Source organism: Streptomyces sp. NPDC027962 (assembly GCF_055566095.1).
The window spans coordinates 77,217-93,199 of the sequence record NZ_JBVHTA010000010.1; the positions used below are offsets into that span (position 1 = coordinate 77,217).

Sequence of the window (15,983 nt, forward strand, 5' to 3'; positions counted from 1 at the left end):
GGGCGCAATGGCCTTCGCGCACATCCACGCACGCCGCGCCCGGTCCCCCCGTACGGCCACCACGATGGTCCGAGGAGAGAGTGACGATGACCGAGGCGACTCGGCCCACGCCGGGCACCCCTTGCTGGGTGAGTCTGATGGTGCACGGCCTTGACGCGACACAGGACTTCTACGCAGGACTGTTCGGCTGGGAGTTCTCTCCCGGCCCCACACGGCTGGGGCCCTATGTCCGCGCCGTGCTCGGCGACAAGGAGGTCGCGGGTATCGGCCGCCTCCCTGCCGACCGTCATCTGCCGGTGGCCTGGACGCCGTACCTGGCGAGCGGCGACGCGGACGCCACCGCCGAGTCGATCCGCAGCTGCGGGGGGACGGTCGGCGTGGGGCCGCTCGACGCCGACGAGGCCGGACGGCTGGTGATCGCCTCCGACCCCTCGGGTGCGGTGTTCGGCGTCTGGCAGCCATCGGCGCACCTGGGCACCGCGATGTACGGCACGCACGGAACGCCCGTGTGGAACGAGCTGTTGACCCGGGAGACCGCGTCGGTCGGCAAGTTCTACCACGCGGTCTTCGGCTACGACACGCAGGAGGCCGACTCCACCACGGTCGACCGCATCACGCTTCGTCTCGACGGCCGCCCGGTGGCCACCGTGCACGGGTTGGGCCGTGCCCTGCCGCGCGGTCGGGGGCCGCACTGGATGACGTACTTCGAGGTGGAGGACGTCGACGCGGCGGCTGACCGGGTGGTGGAGCTGGGCGGGCAGGTGATCGAGCCGCCCGGGCCGGGCGCGGGCGGACGCGTGGCGACCGTCTCCGACCCGGAGGGCGCGGTCTTCACGATCGTACGGTCGGACGCCCACTGACCCTGTCTGCGGGGGCCGTGCCGCCGTCGCCGACCTCGACCGGCAGGACGTCCGGTGAGAGGGCTGCCGCGCGGGCCGTCGCCGCCGTCATCCGCCGACGATGGTGCCGTCGGCACAGGACCTCGTAACCGACCTCGTCCGGCGACTGGTTGACGTCGCCGACGACGACCTGGGCGCCTTCGACGACCATCTCACCGCCGACGGTGCGCGCGTTGTGCGTGGCGCGGGCCCCGCACCAGCACAGCGCCTCGACCTGGAGCACCTCGACGCGGTCGGCGAGCTCGACCAGCCGCTGCGAGCCGGGGAAGAGCTTGGATCGGAAGTCGGTGGTGATGCCGAAGGCGAACACGTCAAGGGCCAGGTCGTCGACGACGCGTGCGAGCTGGTCGACCTGCTCGGGTGCGAGGAACTGCGCCTCGTCGGCGATCACATAGTCGCAGCGGCCGCCCTTGGAGAGACGGTCGACGAGATACGCGTAGAAGTCGAAGCCCTCGGCAGCCTCGACCGCGTCGGTGACCAGCCCGAGCCGGGAGGAGAGCTTGCCCTCGCCGGCCCGGTCGTCACGGGTGAAGATCATGCCCTGAAGGCCTCGGGCGGACCGGTTGTGCTCGATCTGAAGAGCGAGGGTGCTCTTTCCGCAGTCCATCGTTCCGGAGAAGAACACCAGCTCGGGCATGGGGAGTTGAGACCTTTCGGGTCTGAGAGGAGGGCTTTACGAACGTACTTCGAGGAGCGGTACGAGCTGCTCCTCGGAGGTCATGGAACCGTGCATGCCGACCATCGCCGACTCGTTGGGCTCATTGACGGACGCGGTGATCACCACGTCGTCGTGGGCCGCGGCGACGACGTCGCCGATCCGCGCGTACACCCTGTCGTCGACCCGGGGGCCGAACCAGCCGGCGGCGATCGCCTCGTCGCGGCTCGCCACCCAGAACTGCTCCCCCAGCACCTCGCGCCAGACGGCGAGCACGTCGCTCGCGGCGCCCGGCACGGCGTAGACATGGCGGGCCCGGCCCTCCCCACCGAGCAGGGCGACACCGGCCCGCAGCTCCCAGTCCTCGTCGAAGTCGATACGGGACTGCTCGTCGAAGGGGATGTCGATCATGCCGTGGTCGGCGGTGACGTACAGGGCCGCGCGGGGCGGAAGCTGCTCGGCGAGACGCTCCACGAGCCGGTCCACGTACATCAGCTGACCGCGCCAGGCGTCGGAGTCGATACCGAAGCGGTGGCCCTTGCCGTCGACCTCGCTGTAGTAGGTGTAGACGAGGGAACGGTCCCCGGCGGCCAGTTGCTCGGCAGCCAGGTCCATCCGCTCCTCGCCGGTCAGCCGGCCGTGGAACGTGCCGCCGCTGAGCGCCACCTTCGTGAGCGGTGTCTGCTCGAACGCCGGCGACGACACCTGGGCGGTGTGCACGCCCGCCCGGTCCGCGAGCTGGAAGACGGTGGGGTACGGCTGCCAGGCCTGCGGCGGGCTCCACGGCCGCCAGCGCAGCTGGTTCATCAGCTCGCCGGTCTCCGGATTGCGCACCGTGTAGCCGGGCAGACCGTGCGCGCCGGGCGGCAGGCCGGTGCCGACGGAAGCGAGCGAGGTGGCGGTGGTCGCGGGGAACCCGGCGGTGATCGGCCGTCCTGTGCCGCCGCGCGACGTACCGAGCAGGGAGGTCAGGTACGGGGCTTCGTCGGGGTGGGATCTGATCTGCTCCCAGCCGAGCCCGTCGATCAGGAACACGCAGTTCCGATCGGCCGGGGTGAGCTCCGGGAGCGTCTGACCGAGGCCCGGTACACCCTGGCCTGCCGCGAGTGTCGGGAGCAGATCGGCGAGCGAGCCGCTGCCGTACTCCGGTACGGGCGCGGTGCCGACGGCGAGCGGGACGGGGTCGTCCGGCCAGAGTTCGGACCGGTCGGTCTGGGCGGGCTGGGCCATCAGCGCGTGGCTGCCGTGGCTTCGGAGAGCGCCTGGGCGAAGACAAGGGTCTGGCGGACCGTGTCCGGGCCGTCGCCGGCCTCGCTGACCCGGAGGCTGAGGTCGTCGGCGGTGGAATTGCCGGTGTAGCCGTGGTCGGCGTCGCAATTCGGGTCGCCGCAGGCGGCAGGCTCCAGGTCGAGGCGCGAGACGGCGCCCCAGCCGATGGTGAGGACGACTTCGCGGGGCAGGGTTCCCGGGGCGTACGACTCCGGGTTGGCGACCACACGGCTGACGACGACAGACGAGATCCGGCCGAGCTTCACCGACTCGGTGGAGGTGGTGGCGTACGGCGTCGGGGAGCTCGAGTCGGCGGCCTGCTCGTCGGTGTGGCTGACGATGAACCGGTTCGCCGTCAGGACGAGGACCGTGACATGGCGCCGGACCTCGTTGGCGTCGAACGTGGTCTCCTGGTGCACCAGGTACGACGCGATCGGCTCGCCGCCGACGGCGGCCTCCACCGCCTCTGCCACGAGTGCCGGGTAGTAGCCGCTGCGCTCGATCGCCGCGCGCAGCCCCTGGGTCGTCGTACCGGTCTTCGCCATGCCGTCCATCCTACGGGGCCCCGGGGGTGCCGGGCGTTCAGTAGCTGGGGAGCCGGCGAGGGCCCAGATCGTTACGGGGCGGCGGTGGCGCCAGCCGTACGGACGCGTCCAGCACGGAGAGCCCGTGCTGGGCGACCACGACCGGTTCGAGGCTGATGCCGACCACTTCGGGGTGGTCGTCGACCAGCCGCGACACGCGCAGCAGCAGCTCCTCGAGCGCGGTCGTGTCCACGGGGGCGGAGCCGCGCCAGCCGAACAGGAGGGGTGCCGTTCGGATGGTCCGGATCAACTCGGCGGCATCGCGGTCCGTGGCGGGGACGAGCCGGTGCGCGGTGTCGCCGAGCAGCTCGGAGGGCGCTCCGGCCAGCCCGAACGAGAGCACGGCGCCGATTGCGGGGTCGATGGCGGCACGCACCACGGTGTCCACGCCGCGGGGCACCATCGCCTGGACAACGGGCCGCAGCTCAGCGGGCTTGCCCAGTGTTTCGGTCAACTCGCGGTAGGCCTGGCGCAGTTGCGCCTCGTCGGCCAGATCGAGCCGTACGCCGCCGAGGTCGGCGCGGTGACGCAGGTGCGGGGCGGTGGTCTTGAGCGCGACCGGATAGCCGAGGCCCGCGGCCGCCTGCACGGCGGCGGCGGCGTCGGGCGCGGGAAGTGTGGGCCGCACATGGATCCCGTAGCGCGCGAGCAGTTCGCGGGCGTCGGCGGCGCCGAGGGCGAAGCCCCGGTGGTCGGCCGCCGCCCCGAGCATCCGCTCGATGTGGGCGGCGGCCCCGGCCTCGTCGATGTCCTCGTACTCCGGCACCCGCCCCGGCTCTGCGGCATACCGCCGCCACTGCGCGTACCGCGCGGCCTCAGCCAACGCCCGCACGGCCCGCTCGGCAGCGGGATAGGCGGGAATCCACCGCGCCTCGGCGGCGGAGCCGTCGCCGTCCGTGGGCCCGGGGGCGGGCGTGGCCGTGCCGGGGACGGCCGCGGACCCGGCCGGGGGCGCGGGAGGCGCCCCGGCGCCGGGGCGGGGGGCCGCGCCGCGAGCAAAGGTGCTGCCCGGTGCGGCCACGCGCCGCTCGCCGGGGGCCGCGCCGCCCGTTCGGTGTGCGGGGGCGCCGGCGTGCCGGCCCGCTGGGGGCGGGTCGGCTCCCGGGCTGTCTCCGGCGCGGTCGGGGGCCACGCCCGGGGCGGGCTCGCTGCCCGCAGGGCCCGGGCCCTGACCGGCCACGGACGCGGCAGGCCGCCCGGCGGGCGGGGCGGCGGGGACACTCCCCGTCGCGCGCGACGGACGGTCGACGTCGCGCGCCGGCAGGGTGACGGCCCGGTCCGCCGGCATCGAGCGGTCCGCAGGCGGGGCCGTGCTCGAGGCGGCGGCCAAGGCGTCGGCCAGCGCGCCCATTTCGACGTGCACCACCGCCACCGGCTTCGCCGGCGCCGCGGCCGCCGCGTCGCGGAGGGCCGTCGCGAGGACCTCGCCGCCGCCGGAGTCCGTGACGCCGTTCTCCCCGACCCAGGGGATCGCCGTCACAACCACCGCGTCGCACGCGTCGTCCACCAGCGCTTCTGCGAGCGCCGCGCGGAAGTCGGCAGGGGTGGCCGCCGTTGTGAGGTCTCGTGGCGGGAGCGGGCGCAGGCCCTCCGTCAGGCAGGCGTCGTAGGTGAGGAGTCCGAGGGACTCGGAGTTGCCGAGGATCGCCACCCGCGGCCCGCCCGGCAGCGGCTGCCCGGCCAGCATCAGGCCGGCGTCGACCAGTTCGGTGACGGTGTCGACGCGGATCACACCGGCCTGACGCAGCAGCGCCCCGACGGTCGCGTCCGGGATCCGGGTGAACGGCACCGCGTGGCCCGGCGGCACGCTGCCGCTGTGCCGGGCGCCCTTCACGACGACGACCGGCTTGAGCGCGGCGGTGCGCCGGGCGAGGCGGGTGAACTTGCGGGGGTTGCCGATCGACTCCAGGTACATGAGGACGACGTCGGTGTCCGGGTCCTCGTGCCAGTACTGCAGGAAGTCGTTGCCGGACACGTCCGCGCGGTTGCCGGACGAGATGAAGGCGGACAGGCCCGCGCCGCGCCGGTGCAGCCCGGACAGCAGGGCGATGCCGATCGCCCCGGACTGGGTGAACAGGCCGATGCGCCCGGGCGCCGGGGCCTCCGGCGCCAGCGAGGCGTTGAGCCGGACGGCGTCGGACGTGCTGATGATCCCGAACGAGTTCGGGCCGATGATCCGCATCCCGTAGGAACGGGCCTGCCGCACCAGTTCGCGCTGGCGTTCCCGCCCGGCCGCACCGCTCTCCGCGTAGCCGGCGCTCAGTACCACCAGGCCCTGGACGCCGTGCTCGCCGCAGTCCGCCACGGCTTCTGGCACCCGCTCGGCGGGGACCGCGACGATCGCCAGGTCGACGGGCTCCTCGATGTCGCCGACCGAACGGACGGCGGGTACGCCGTCGATCTCGCCGCGCGCCTCGGGGAACGCCCGGTTCACCGCGTACACCCGGCCCGTGAACCCGCCGCCGATGAGGTTGCGCAGCGCGGTCCTGCCCACGCCGCCAGGGAGCCGGCCTGCGCCGACCACGGCCACCGAACCGGGCGCCAGCAGTCGCTGCACCGAACGTGCCTCGGCGCGCTGTTCGCGGCCGCGCTGCACGGTGAGGGACTGCTCCGTCGGTTCGAGGTCGAGGGTCAGATGGACGGAGCCGTCCTCGAAGCTGCGCCTCTGTGTGTACCCGGCGTCCCGGAACACCTTGATCATCTTGGAGTTGGCGGGAAGCACCTCCGCGGCGAACCGCCGGATTCCCCTCTCCCTGGCGACGGCAGCGATGTGTTCGAGCAGGGCGGAGGCGACACCGCGGCCCTGATGGGCGTCCTGGACGAGGAAGGCGACCTCGGCCTCGTCGGCGGGTGCGCCGGCCGGCCGGCCCCGTGCGTCGATCCGGTCGTAGCGGACGGTGGCGATGAACTCGCCGCCGATGGTGACCGCGAGCCCCACCCGGTCCACGTAGTCGTGGTGAGTGAACCGGTGGACGTCCTTGGCGGACAGCCGGGGGTAGGGGGCGAAGAACCGGTAGTACTTCGACTCGTCGGAGACCTGCTCGTAGAAGCTGACCAGCCGGTCGGCGTCCTCGGTGGTGATGGGCCGGATCCGCGCGGTGCCGCCGTCGCGCAGCACCACGTCTGCTTCCCAGTGAGCCGGGTAGGCGTGCTCCTGCGAGGTCTGCATGGGCAAAGCCTACGGCGCGTCCACGGGTCGCGAAGGCGGTTGGCTGCGGGCAGGCTGAGGAGGCCGGTCGGCGGTCCGCCACCCCGGGTCCGAGTCGGCGAAGAGCACGCCGGAGCACATGAGAGACTGGTCTAGACAACCCGCCAAGACTTGAAGGGCAACACCATGGCTGAGCGCCGCGTCAATGTCGGCTGGGCCGAGGGCCTTCACGCCCGCCCCGCGTCCATCTTCGTCCGGGCCGCGACGGCTTCCGGCGTCCCTGTGACGATCGCCAAGATCGACGGCAACCCGGTCAACGCCGCCTCCATGCTCGCCGTGCTCGGTCTCGGCGCCCAGGGAGGCGAGGAAGTCGTCCTCGCCTCCGACGCGGACGGCGCGGAGGCCGCCTTGGACCGCCTGGCCAAGCTGGTGGCGGAAGGGCTCGACGAGCTCCCCGAGACCGTCTGAGCGCTCGGCGCCGAGGCGGGCGGCGCGTGGGGCGCACCGCCCCACGGCACGTGGCGCGCGGAGCGCACCACCCCCCGACGGCACGCCCGACACAGACAAAAACCACGCGCGACAAAGCCGCAGCGCTTCGAATTCAGAAGCGCCGCGGCTTTCTTTCACCGCCCCCCGAGCAATTCCGGACAGCAGAAAACAGCCCGGCACAAACGCTTCTCTTTTTGTATACGCTGCCTGTTAATTCCGGCCGCTCGCAGTGTTTACGGCATGTTGCGAAGTCCTCACCCGCACCGTGCGCCGCAGCCGGTGCGCCGCCGCGGCCCGCTCGGCATGCAGGGCCGTCAGCGCCCGCGCGCGCTCCGCGTCGCGGCGCGCCACGGCGTCGACGATCGCCCCGTGCTCGGCCCAGGACTCGAGTGGCTCGGCCGACGGCTCGACGGCGTACATCCAGGCGATCTTGTGTCGCAGCTGCGTCAGCAGAGCCGTCAGGCCGGGGCTGCCGCAGGCCTGGGCGAGCGTCTCGTGGAACCAGGCGCCGAGGGAGCGCAGGTCCTCGCCCTGTCCCCGGCGCGCCCTGTCCTGGCCGAGTCTGACCAGGCCACGCAGCACCTTGAGGTGCGCTTCCGTGCGGCGCCTGGCGGCTCGCGCCGCGCCCAGCGGCTCCAGCAGCATGCGGATCTCGAGAAGGTCGGCGGCTTCCTGCTCGGTGGGCTCGGCGACGCAGGCGCCGGCGTGCCGCCGGGTGACGACGAACCCCTCCGACTCCAGGGTGCGCAGCGCCTCGCGCACGGGAACGCGGGAGACCCCGTAGCGGCGTGCCAGCTGCTCCTCGGTGAGCCGGCTGCCGCGTTCGAACACGCCGGAGACGATGTCGTCGCGGATCGCCGTGCATACCGAGTGAGCGGGAATACGCATGACCGAACCTCCGCCTTGATCCGAGCGAAACGCAGCCGATTGACGCGTGTTCCCGTGACTCTATTGCAATGTGCTCGATTTTCCGACGGCGGGCGGGAATCCATGGAAGTCTTTTGGAAGAGTCGGCATCACGGAATGGCGGAAACTGCACGCAATACGCCGAAGGCCCCCGGCGGGGAAGCCGGGGGCTTCGGGCGATGCCGAGTGGGTCAGACGCTGACGCCGTGCGAGCGCAGGTACGCGACGGGGTCGATGTCGGAGCCGTACTCCGAGGTGGTCCGGGCCTCGAAGTGCAGGTGCGGGCCGGTCGAGTTGCCCGTCGAGCCGGAGAGGCCGATCTGCTGGCCGGGGGTGACCCGCTGGCCGACGGAGACACTGATGGACGACAGGTGACCGTACTGCGTGTAGGTGCCGTCGTTCATGCGGATGACGATGTTGTTGCCGTACGCGCCGCCCCAGCCGGCCTCGACCACGGTGCCGGAGCCGACGGCCACGACCGAACTGCCGGACGCGGCACGGAAGTCGATGCCCGAGTGGCTGCCGGAGGACCACAGGGTGCCGCCGGTCTTGTAGCCGGTGGTCACGAGGGACCCGGCGATCGGGAGCCGGAAGGAGTTCAGGCGCTTGCGCTCGGCCTCGCGGGCGGCGCGCTCCTCGGCCTCGCGGGCCGCCTTGGCGCGGGCCTCGGCCTTGCGCTCCGCCTCGGCCTCGGCCTTTGCCTTCGCGCGCGCCCTTGCAGCGGCCTCCTCGGCCTCCCGCTTCTGGGCGGCGGCCTGTTCGGCTATCTCGTCGGCGATGGATCCCGTGGAGACGATCTGGGCGAGACCGGTGTCCTCGACGGGAGCGGCCTCGGCGTCGGCGGCGAGCGCCGGGGAGGCGAAGCCTCCTATGACGCCGGTGGTGGCGAGGGCGGCAACGCCGGCGAGGTTCGCGCTGCGGCGCGTCAGGCGGCTCGGGGCACGGTGCTTCCCGGTGGCACGGGTGAACGCCATGAAGAGGCTGGTCCTTTCCTTCCTTCTCGCCTACCGGGTTAGCTGACGGGTTCGGAGCAGGAAGGTCTCCTACGGGCCCCTCCGCGCGGGCGAAGGCGTCCGATTCACCCCAGGGACTGCGTGGGTCCCCGGCTCCCCAGGCTCGCGCCTGACGGGGACTCGGCGATGACTGTCCGATGCCGCGGGTGCGGCGATCTTCTGGCGAACAGCCGGATCGACGCTAGGCAGCTCATCCGTCAATCACCAAACGGACAGCCCGTTTTGTAGCGCATGCCACAGGGCAGAACCGGAACATCCCCCGCAAAACCGGCAAAGCGCGGAACCCCGGCAAACAATCCCAAGCCGGGGTCCCATTTGGGTGCTATATGCGCGTTTTGAGTTGTTTACCCGATGAGCGACTTCCATTCAGCCCGTGACGACGGTCACTTCACCGATCCCGAGGGCCTTGACCGGCTCCTCGATCTGCGCCGCGTCACCGACGAGCACCGTGACCAGCCGGTCCACCGGGAAGGCGTTGACCACCGCCGCGGTGGCCTCCACCGTGCCCGTCTCCGCCAGCCGTACATACAGCTGTGCCTGGTAGTCGTCCGGGAGGTGCTGCTCGACCTGGTCGGCCAGCGTGGCCGCCACGGACGCCGCCGTCTCGTACTTCAGCGGGGCGACGCCCACCAGGTTCTGCACGGCGACATCGCGCTCGGCATCGGTGAGCCCCTCGCCCGCGAGCGTGCGGAGCACCTTCCACAGGTCCTCGAGCGCCGGGCCGGTGTTGGGGGTGTCCACGGAGCCGCTGATGGCGAGCATCGAGGCGCCAGAACCGTCCGGCGCGGAGCGCAGCACCTGGGCGAAGGCCCGCACGCCGTAGGTGTAGCCCTTCTCCTCGCGGAGCACGCGGTCGAGGCGGGAGGTCAGGGTGCCGCCGAGGCAGTACGTGCCCAGCACCTGGGCGGGCCAGACGCGGTCGTGGCGGTCCGCGCCGATGCGGCCGATGAGCAGCTGCGTCTGCACGGCGCCGGGACGGTTGACGATGACCACCCGGCCGGTGTCGTCGGCGCTGACCGCCGGCACGGGCCGGGGCTCCGCGCTGTCGCCCGTCCAGGTGCCCAGCGTCTCGGCGAGGACGGCGTCCACGTCGACGCCGGTGAGGTCGCCGACGATCACCGCTGTCGCGGTGGCGGGGCGCACATGCGCCTCGAAGAAGGCACGCACGGCCGCCGAGTCGATCCGGGCCACCGTCTCCTCGGTGCCCTGGCGCGGGCGCGAGACACGCAGCTCGGCCGGGAACAGCTCCTTGGACAGCTGCTTGGCGGCCCGGCGGCCCGGGTTGGCCGTCTCGTGCGGGATCTCGTCGAGGCGGTTGCGGACCAGCCGCTCGACCTCGCCGTCCGCGAAGGCGGGGGCGCACAGCGCTTCGGCGAGCAGGCCGAGGGCCTTGGGCAGCCGGGAGACCGGAACCTCCAGGGAGACCCGGACGCCGGGGTGGTCGGCGTGCGCGTCGAGGGTGGCGCCGCAGCGCTCCAGCTCGGCGGCGAACTCCTCCGCGGAGTGCTTGTCGGTGCCCTCGGAGAGCGCGCGCGCCATGATCGTGGCGACGCCGTCGAGGCCCTCGGGCTCGGCGTCCAGCGGGGCGTCGAGGGAGATCTCGACGGCCACCACCTGCTGGCCGGGGCGGTGGCAGCGCAGCACCGTCAAGCCGTTGTCGAGCGAGCCGCGCTCGGGCGCCGGAAAGGCCCAGGGGCGGGGGGCGCCCGCCTTCGGCTGCGGGTGGAAGTCCATGGTCACGTCAGCGTCGCTCACTGGTCCGTCCCTTCGTGCTCGTTCTCGTCGGCCGCTTCGGTCTCTTCGGCGATCGGTTCGTAGACCAGCACCGCCCTGTTCTCGGGGTGCAGCCTGGCCTTGGCGACCGCCTGCACCTCCTCTGCGGTGACCTCGAGAACCCGCTGGACAGCGGTGAGCGCCAGCTGCGGATCGCCGAACAGCACCGCATAGCGGCACAGTTCGTCGGCACGGCCGGCAACGGTGCCGAGCCGGTCCAGCCATTCACGCTCCAGCTGGGCCTGTGCGCGCTCCATCTCCTCCGCCGTGGGGCCATCGGCCGCGAAACGCGCCAGCTCCTCGTCGACGGCCGTCTCGATCTGCGGGACCTCGACGCCGCCCGACGTCTTCACGTCGAGCCAGCCCATCGACGGGGCGCCGGCCAGCCGCAGCAGGCCGAAGCCGGCCGCGACGGCCGTCCGGTCCCGGCGGACCAGCCGGTTGTGCAGCCGGGAGGACTCGCCGCCGCCGAGGACGGTCAGCGCCAGGTCGGCCGCGTCGCACTCGCGCGTGCCGTCGTGCGGGAGGCGGTAGGCGGCCATCAGGGCGCGGGCCGGAACCTCCTCGACGATCTCCTCGCGCAGCTGCGCGCCGATGTTCTCCGGCAGGCTGCCTTCCCGGGGCGGCTGCTTGCCGTCGTGGGACGGGATGGACCCGAAGTACTTCTCGATCCAGGCGAGCGTCTGCTCGGGGTCGATGTCGCCGACGACCGACAGCACCGCGTTGTTGGGCGCGTAGTACGTACGGAAGAAGGCGCGGGCGTCCTCAAGGGTCGCCGCGTCCAGGTCGGCCATCGAGCCGATCGGCGTGTGGTGGTACGGGTGGCCCTCCGGGTAGGCGAGTGCGGTCAGCTTCTCGAAGGCCGTGCCGTACGGCACGTTGTCGTAGCGCTGGCGGCGCTCGTTCTTGACGACGTCGCGCTGGTTCTCCATCGACTCCTCGTCGAGGGCGGCCAGCAGCGATCCCATGCGGTCGGCCTCAAGCCAGAGCGCCAGCTCCAGCTGATGCGTGGGCATCGTCTCGAAGTAGTTGGTCCGCTCGAAGCTGGTGGTGCCGTTCAGCGAGCCGCCGGCTCCCTGGACGAGCTCGAAGTGACCGTTCCCCTTCACCTGGCCCGAGCCCTGGAACATCAAGTGCTCGAAGAGGTGGGCGAGTCCTGTACGGCCCTTGACCTCGTGGCGTGAACCGACGTCGTACCAGAGGCAGACCGCGGCGACCGGGGTCAGGTGGTCCTCGGAGAGCACCACGCGCAGGCCGTTGGCCAGGCGGTGCTCGGTCGCTGTCAGGCCGCCGGAACCGGCCTGCGCTGTGGCCGTGTGACCCATGGGCATGTACGTCCCTTCGATCGCAAAACTGGATTTGCTCCCAGACCTGCCACTGTATGCAAGCGTGCTGACGCCTGGCGAAGTTCCCGGGCCGCGATCTGCACCGATCCACCCCTCGGAGCGGGTGGATGCCGGGTCGCGGTCGGGGTTGTCAGCGGCACGGTCCACAATGGTCCGCGTCAGATGCCCAACCTGGTACGTGAAGGAGCAGCAGCCGCGATGGCCCGCCGCAGCACGAAGACCCCGCCGCCGGACGATTTCGAGGAGAGGATCCTCGACATCGACGTCGTGGACGAAATGCAGGGCTCCTTCCTCGAGTACGCGTACTCGGTGATCTACTCCAGGGCCCTGCCCGACGCTCGCGACGGCATGAAGCCGGTGCACCGCCGCATCGTCTACCAGATGAACGAGATGGGACTGCGCCCGGACCGCGGCTATGTGAAGTGCGCGCGCGTCGTCGGCGAGGTCATGGGCAAGCTGCACCCGCACGGTGACGCGTCGATCTACGACGCGCTCGTGCGCATGGCGCAGCCGTTCTCGATGCGTCTGCCGCTGGTCGACGGTCACGGCAACTTCGGCTCGCTGGGCAACGACGACCCGCCGGCCGCCATGCGGTACACCGAGTGCCGGATGGCCGACGCCACCAGCCTGATGACCGAGTCGATCGACGAGGACACGGTCGACTTCCAGTCGAACTACGACGGCCAGGAGCGCGAGCCCGTCGCCCTCCCCGCCGCCTATCCGAACCTCCTGGTCAACGGCGCCTCCGGCATCGCGGTCGGCATGGCGACGAACATGCCGCCGCACAATCTCGGCGAGGTCGTCGCGGCGGCCCGCCACCTCATCAGACACCCGGGCGCCGACCTCGAGACCCTGATGCGCCATGTGCCGGGTCCCGACCTGCCGACGGGCGGCCGCATCGTCGGTCTCAGCGGCATCCGGGACGCGTACGAGTCCGGCCGGGGCACGTTCAAGATCCGCGCCACGGTGTCCGTGGAGAACGTCACCGCGCGCCGCAAGGGCCTGGTCGTCACGGAACTGCCCTTCACGGTCGGTCCGGAGAAGGTCGTCGCGAAGATCAAGGACCTCGTCGGCTCGAAGAAGCTCCAGGGCATCGCGGACGTCAAGGACCTCACCGACCGGCAGCACGGACTGCGTCTGGTGATCGAGATCAAGAACGGCTTCATCCCCGAGGCCGTCCTGGAGCAGCTCTACAAACTGACGCCGATGGAGGAGTCCTTCGGCATCAACAACGTCGCGCTGGTGGACGGGCAGCCGCTCACCCTCGGCCTGAAGGAACTGCTCGAGGTCTACCTCGACCACCGCTTCGACGTCGTCCGGCGGCGCAGCGAGTTCCGCCGCACCAAGCGACGTGACCGGCTGCACCTGGTCGAGGGCCTGCTGGTGGCGCTCCTCGACATCGACGAGGTCATCCGCCTCATCCGCTCCAGCGACAACTCGGCGCAGGCGAAGGAGCGGCTGATCCAGCACTTCTCGCTCAGCGAGATCCAGACGCAGTACATCCTGGACACGCCGCTGCGCCGGCTCACCAAGTTCGACCGGATCGAGCTGGAGAGCGAGCGCGACCGGCTCAACGGCGAGATCGACGAGCTGACGGGCATCCTCGAGTCGGACGCCGAGCTGCGCAAGCTGGTCTCTTCCGAACTGGCCGCGGTGGCCAAGAAGTTCGGCACTCCGAGGCGCACCGTCCTGCTGGAGTCCGCGGGCACCCCGGCCCCCGCGGCGTCGCTGCAGGTGGCCGACGACCCGTGCCGCGTGCTGATGTCCTCCACCGGCCTTCTCGCGCGTACGGCGACGGGCGAACCTCCAGCGGAGCAGGGCGGCAGGCGCACCAAGCACGACCTGGTCGTCTCCGCGGTGCTGACGACGCAGCGCGGCGAGGTGGGCGCGGTGACCTCGAGCGGGCGGCTGCTGCGCCTCTCCGTGATCGATCTGCCCCAGCTCCCGGACACGGCGGCCGCCCCCAATCTCTCCGGCGGCGCCCCCGTCGCCGAGTTCCTGTCGCTGGAGGCCGACGAGAGCGTCGTCTGCCTCACCAGTCTCGACGAGTCGTCGCCCGGCCTCGCGCTCGGCACGCGGCAGGGCGTGGTCAAGCGTGTGGTGCCGGACTACCCCTCCAACAAGGAGGAGCTGGAGGTCATCACCCTCAAGGAGGGCGACCGGATCGTCGGCGGCGTAGAGCTGCACACCGGCGAGGAGGACCTGGTCTTCATCACGTCCGACGCCCAGTTGCTGCGCTACCCGGCTTCGCAGGTACGTCCGCAGGGCCGCCCGGCGGGCGGTATGACGGGCATCAAGCTGGCCGAGGGCACGGAGGTCATCTCCTTCACCGCGGTGGATCCGGCGGGCGACGCGGTGGTCTTCACCATGGCCGGCTCGCACGGCACGCTGGACGACTCGGTGACCACGGTGAAGCTGACGCCGTTCGACCAGTATCCGCGCAAGGGACGGGCCACGGGCGGTGTGCGCTGCCAGCGCTTCCTCAAGGGCGAAGACGTGCTGGTCCTGGCCTGGGCAGGTGCGGCTCCCGCGCGGGCCGCGCAGAAGAACGGCGCCCCGGCCGAGCTCCCGGAGCTCGATCCGCGACGCGACGGCTCGGGCACCCCTCTCGCGTCGCCGGTGGCGGTGCTCGCGGGACCGGCGAGCTAGTAGTCGCAGCCGACGCCGGCGATGTCGCCGGTGATGTCGCTGTCGTTGTCGGAGGGGCCTTCGGCCGGGTCGTCCGAAGGCTCCTCCGGTACGTACCGCAGGACGCCCCACAGGCTGTGCTCCTCGGGGACCTCGTCCGGGCCCGTGAGGCGCGCGGCGTCGAGTTCGCCCAGCAGCGCGTCGGCGTCGATGCCGGACCCGATGAGCACCAGCTGGGTCTGCCGCTCGGTGTCGCCCGGGGGCCACGGCTGCGGATAGAAGCGCAGGAAGCGGCCGACGGAGTGCACCGCGTACCGGTTGCGCGGATCGAGCGCTCCGAAGTCGACGAATCCCTTGATGCGGTAGAGCCCCTCGGGGCGTGAGTCGAGGAAGTCCAGCAGCCGGCGCGGATGGAGGGGCTGGCCGGCGGTGAACGAGGCGGACTCGTAGGCGGCGTGCAGATGCCCGTCGTGGCTGCCGCCCGTCTCGTGGTCTTCGTGATCGTCGTGGAGGTCCTCGAAGGACAGTTGCCCCACACGCTCCGTCCGCGGGCGCGGTTCGAAGAACCACTCCGCGTCCACCCGCCCGTGCGACGCCGGGATCACGGCGGCCCCGTCGGTGAGGGCGTTGATCTCCTCGCGCAGCCTGCGCCGCGTCACCTCGCCGACCCGGTCCACCTTGTTCAGCACGACCAGGTCGGCGACGGCGAGGTGCCGGGCGATCTCCGGGTGCCGTTCACGTGTCCGCTCGAACTCCGCCGCGTCGACGACCTCGACCAGGCCGCCGTACACGATCCGTTCGTTGTCGCTGGCGAGGAGCATCCGGACGAGCTCCTGGGGCTCCGCGAGGCCGCTCGCCTCGATGACGATCACGTCGAGCCCGGCGGCAGGCCGGGTGAGCTTGTCCAGGAACACGTCGAGTTCGCTCGCGTCGACGGCGCAGCACAGACAGCCGTTGCCCAGGGACACCGTGGAGTCGCCAAGCTGTCCGGCCACGGTCATGGCGTCGATCTCGATCGATCCGAAATCGTTGACGATCGCGCCGATCCTGGTCCCGCGGCTGGTGCGCAGCAGATGGTTGAGCAGGGTCGTCTTGCCGGATCCCAGAAAGCCCGCGAGGACGACGACGGGGATCTGCGGCTTGCTCAAAACGGCACCTCCGGGGCTGACGCGGGCGTGGCCCCAGGATATGGGCCGGTCAGAAGGGCGGTCTCCTGTAGAACTGAAAGTCGGCCGCAAGTCCCGCAAGCGGTTTGCGTCCTCGCGGAAATTTC

At 71.6% G+C, this 15,983-nt stretch carries 12 protein-coding genes and 1 riboswitch; of the genes, 3 read left to right on the forward strand and 9 right to left on the reverse strand.

The window, feature by feature from the left end:
* Positions 1-86: 86 nt before the first annotated feature.
* A complete protein-coding gene (locus ACZ4SA_RS12395) occupies positions 87-860 on the forward strand; it encodes a VOC family protein (RefSeq protein ID WP_468272946.1) in 774 nt (257 codons plus the stop codon).
* On the opposite strand, the gene ACZ4SA_RS12400 is transcribed toward ACZ4SA_RS12395, so the two are convergent.
* From ACZ4SA_RS12400 to ACZ4SA_RS12415, 4 genes are read right to left on the reverse strand one after another with little or no spacing between them, the layout of a single operon-like run.
* Positions 832-1,536, reverse strand: a complete 705-nt coding sequence (locus ACZ4SA_RS12400; RefSeq protein WP_468272948.1) for a thymidine kinase — start codon at positions 1,534-1,536, stop codon at positions 832-834. The genes ACZ4SA_RS12395 and ACZ4SA_RS12400 overlap by 29 nt on opposite strands.
* Before the next feature lie 36 nt (positions 1,537-1,572).
* Complete coding sequence (locus ACZ4SA_RS12405) at positions 1,573-2,784, reverse strand: alkaline phosphatase family protein (RefSeq protein ID WP_468272951.1); 1,212 nt, start codon at positions 2,782-2,784, stop codon at positions 1,573-1,575.
* On the reverse strand, positions 2,784-3,368 hold the full coding sequence (locus ACZ4SA_RS12410; RefSeq protein ID WP_468272953.1) for a DUF5998 family protein: 585 nt from the start codon (positions 3,366-3,368) through the stop codon (positions 2,784-2,786). Before ACZ4SA_RS12410 ends, ACZ4SA_RS12405 begins: the two co-directional genes overlap by 1 nt.
* A gap of 37 nt (positions 3,369-3,405) precedes the next feature.
* The gene (locus ACZ4SA_RS12415; protein ID WP_468272955.1) at positions 3,406-6,576 is read right to left on the reverse strand and encodes a bifunctional acetate--CoA ligase family protein/GNAT family N-acetyltransferase; all 3,171 of its coding nucleotides are present in this window, start codon (positions 6,574-6,576) and stop codon (positions 3,406-3,408) included.
* Positions 6,577-6,741: 165 nt separating this feature from the next.
* On the opposite strand from ACZ4SA_RS12415, the gene ACZ4SA_RS12420 reads away from it, so the two are divergent.
* Complete coding sequence (locus ACZ4SA_RS12420; protein WP_468272958.1) at positions 6,742-7,023, forward strand: HPr family phosphocarrier protein; 282 nt, start codon at positions 6,742-6,744, stop codon at positions 7,021-7,023.
* A 231-nt stretch (positions 7,024-7,254) separates the two neighbouring features.
* On the opposite strand, the gene ACZ4SA_RS12425 is transcribed toward ACZ4SA_RS12420, so the two are convergent.
* The 4 genes from ACZ4SA_RS12425 to ACZ4SA_RS12440 form a co-directional block, all read right to left on the reverse strand.
* Positions 7,255-7,932: a GntR family transcriptional regulator gene (locus tag ACZ4SA_RS12425; RefSeq protein ID WP_468272960.1), complete on the reverse strand. Its 678-nt coding sequence runs from the start codon at positions 7,930-7,932 to the stop codon at positions 7,255-7,257.
* 209 nt (positions 7,933-8,141) lie between these two features.
* Positions 8,142-8,924 (reverse strand): M23 family metallopeptidase, encoded by a 783-nt coding sequence (locus tag ACZ4SA_RS12430; protein WP_468272962.1) that lies wholly within the window; start codon positions 8,922-8,924, stop codon positions 8,142-8,144.
* Between the two features lie 13 nt (positions 8,925-8,937).
* Positions 8,938-9,099, reverse strand: a riboswitch (cyclic di-AMP (ydaO/yuaA leader).
* Between the two features lie 230 nt (positions 9,100-9,329).
* Positions 9,330-10,697 (reverse strand): M16 family metallopeptidase, encoded by a 1,368-nt coding sequence (locus ACZ4SA_RS12435; RefSeq protein ID WP_468273148.1) that lies wholly within the window; start codon positions 10,695-10,697, stop codon positions 9,330-9,332.
* Positions 10,698-10,714: 17 nt separating this feature from the next.
* A complete protein-coding gene (locus tag ACZ4SA_RS12440; RefSeq protein WP_468273150.1) occupies positions 10,715-12,061 on the reverse strand; it encodes a M16 family metallopeptidase in 1,347 nt (448 codons plus the stop codon).
* 219 nt (positions 12,062-12,280) lie between these two features.
* Here ACZ4SA_RS12440 and ACZ4SA_RS12445 point away from each other — a divergent pair, with 219 nt between their 5' ends.
* Complete coding sequence (locus tag ACZ4SA_RS12445) at positions 12,281-14,731, forward strand: DNA gyrase/topoisomerase IV subunit A (RefSeq protein WP_468272964.1); 2,451 nt, start codon at positions 12,281-12,283, stop codon at positions 14,729-14,731.
* On the opposite strand, the gene ACZ4SA_RS12450 is transcribed toward ACZ4SA_RS12445, so the two are convergent.
* On the reverse strand, positions 14,728-15,858 hold the full coding sequence (locus ACZ4SA_RS12450) for a CobW family GTP-binding protein (RefSeq protein WP_468272966.1): 1,131 nt from the start codon (positions 15,856-15,858) through the stop codon (positions 14,728-14,730). The two genes, ACZ4SA_RS12445 and ACZ4SA_RS12450, sit on opposite strands and share 4 nt — an antisense overlap.
* Positions 15,859-15,983: the final 125 nt, after the last annotated feature.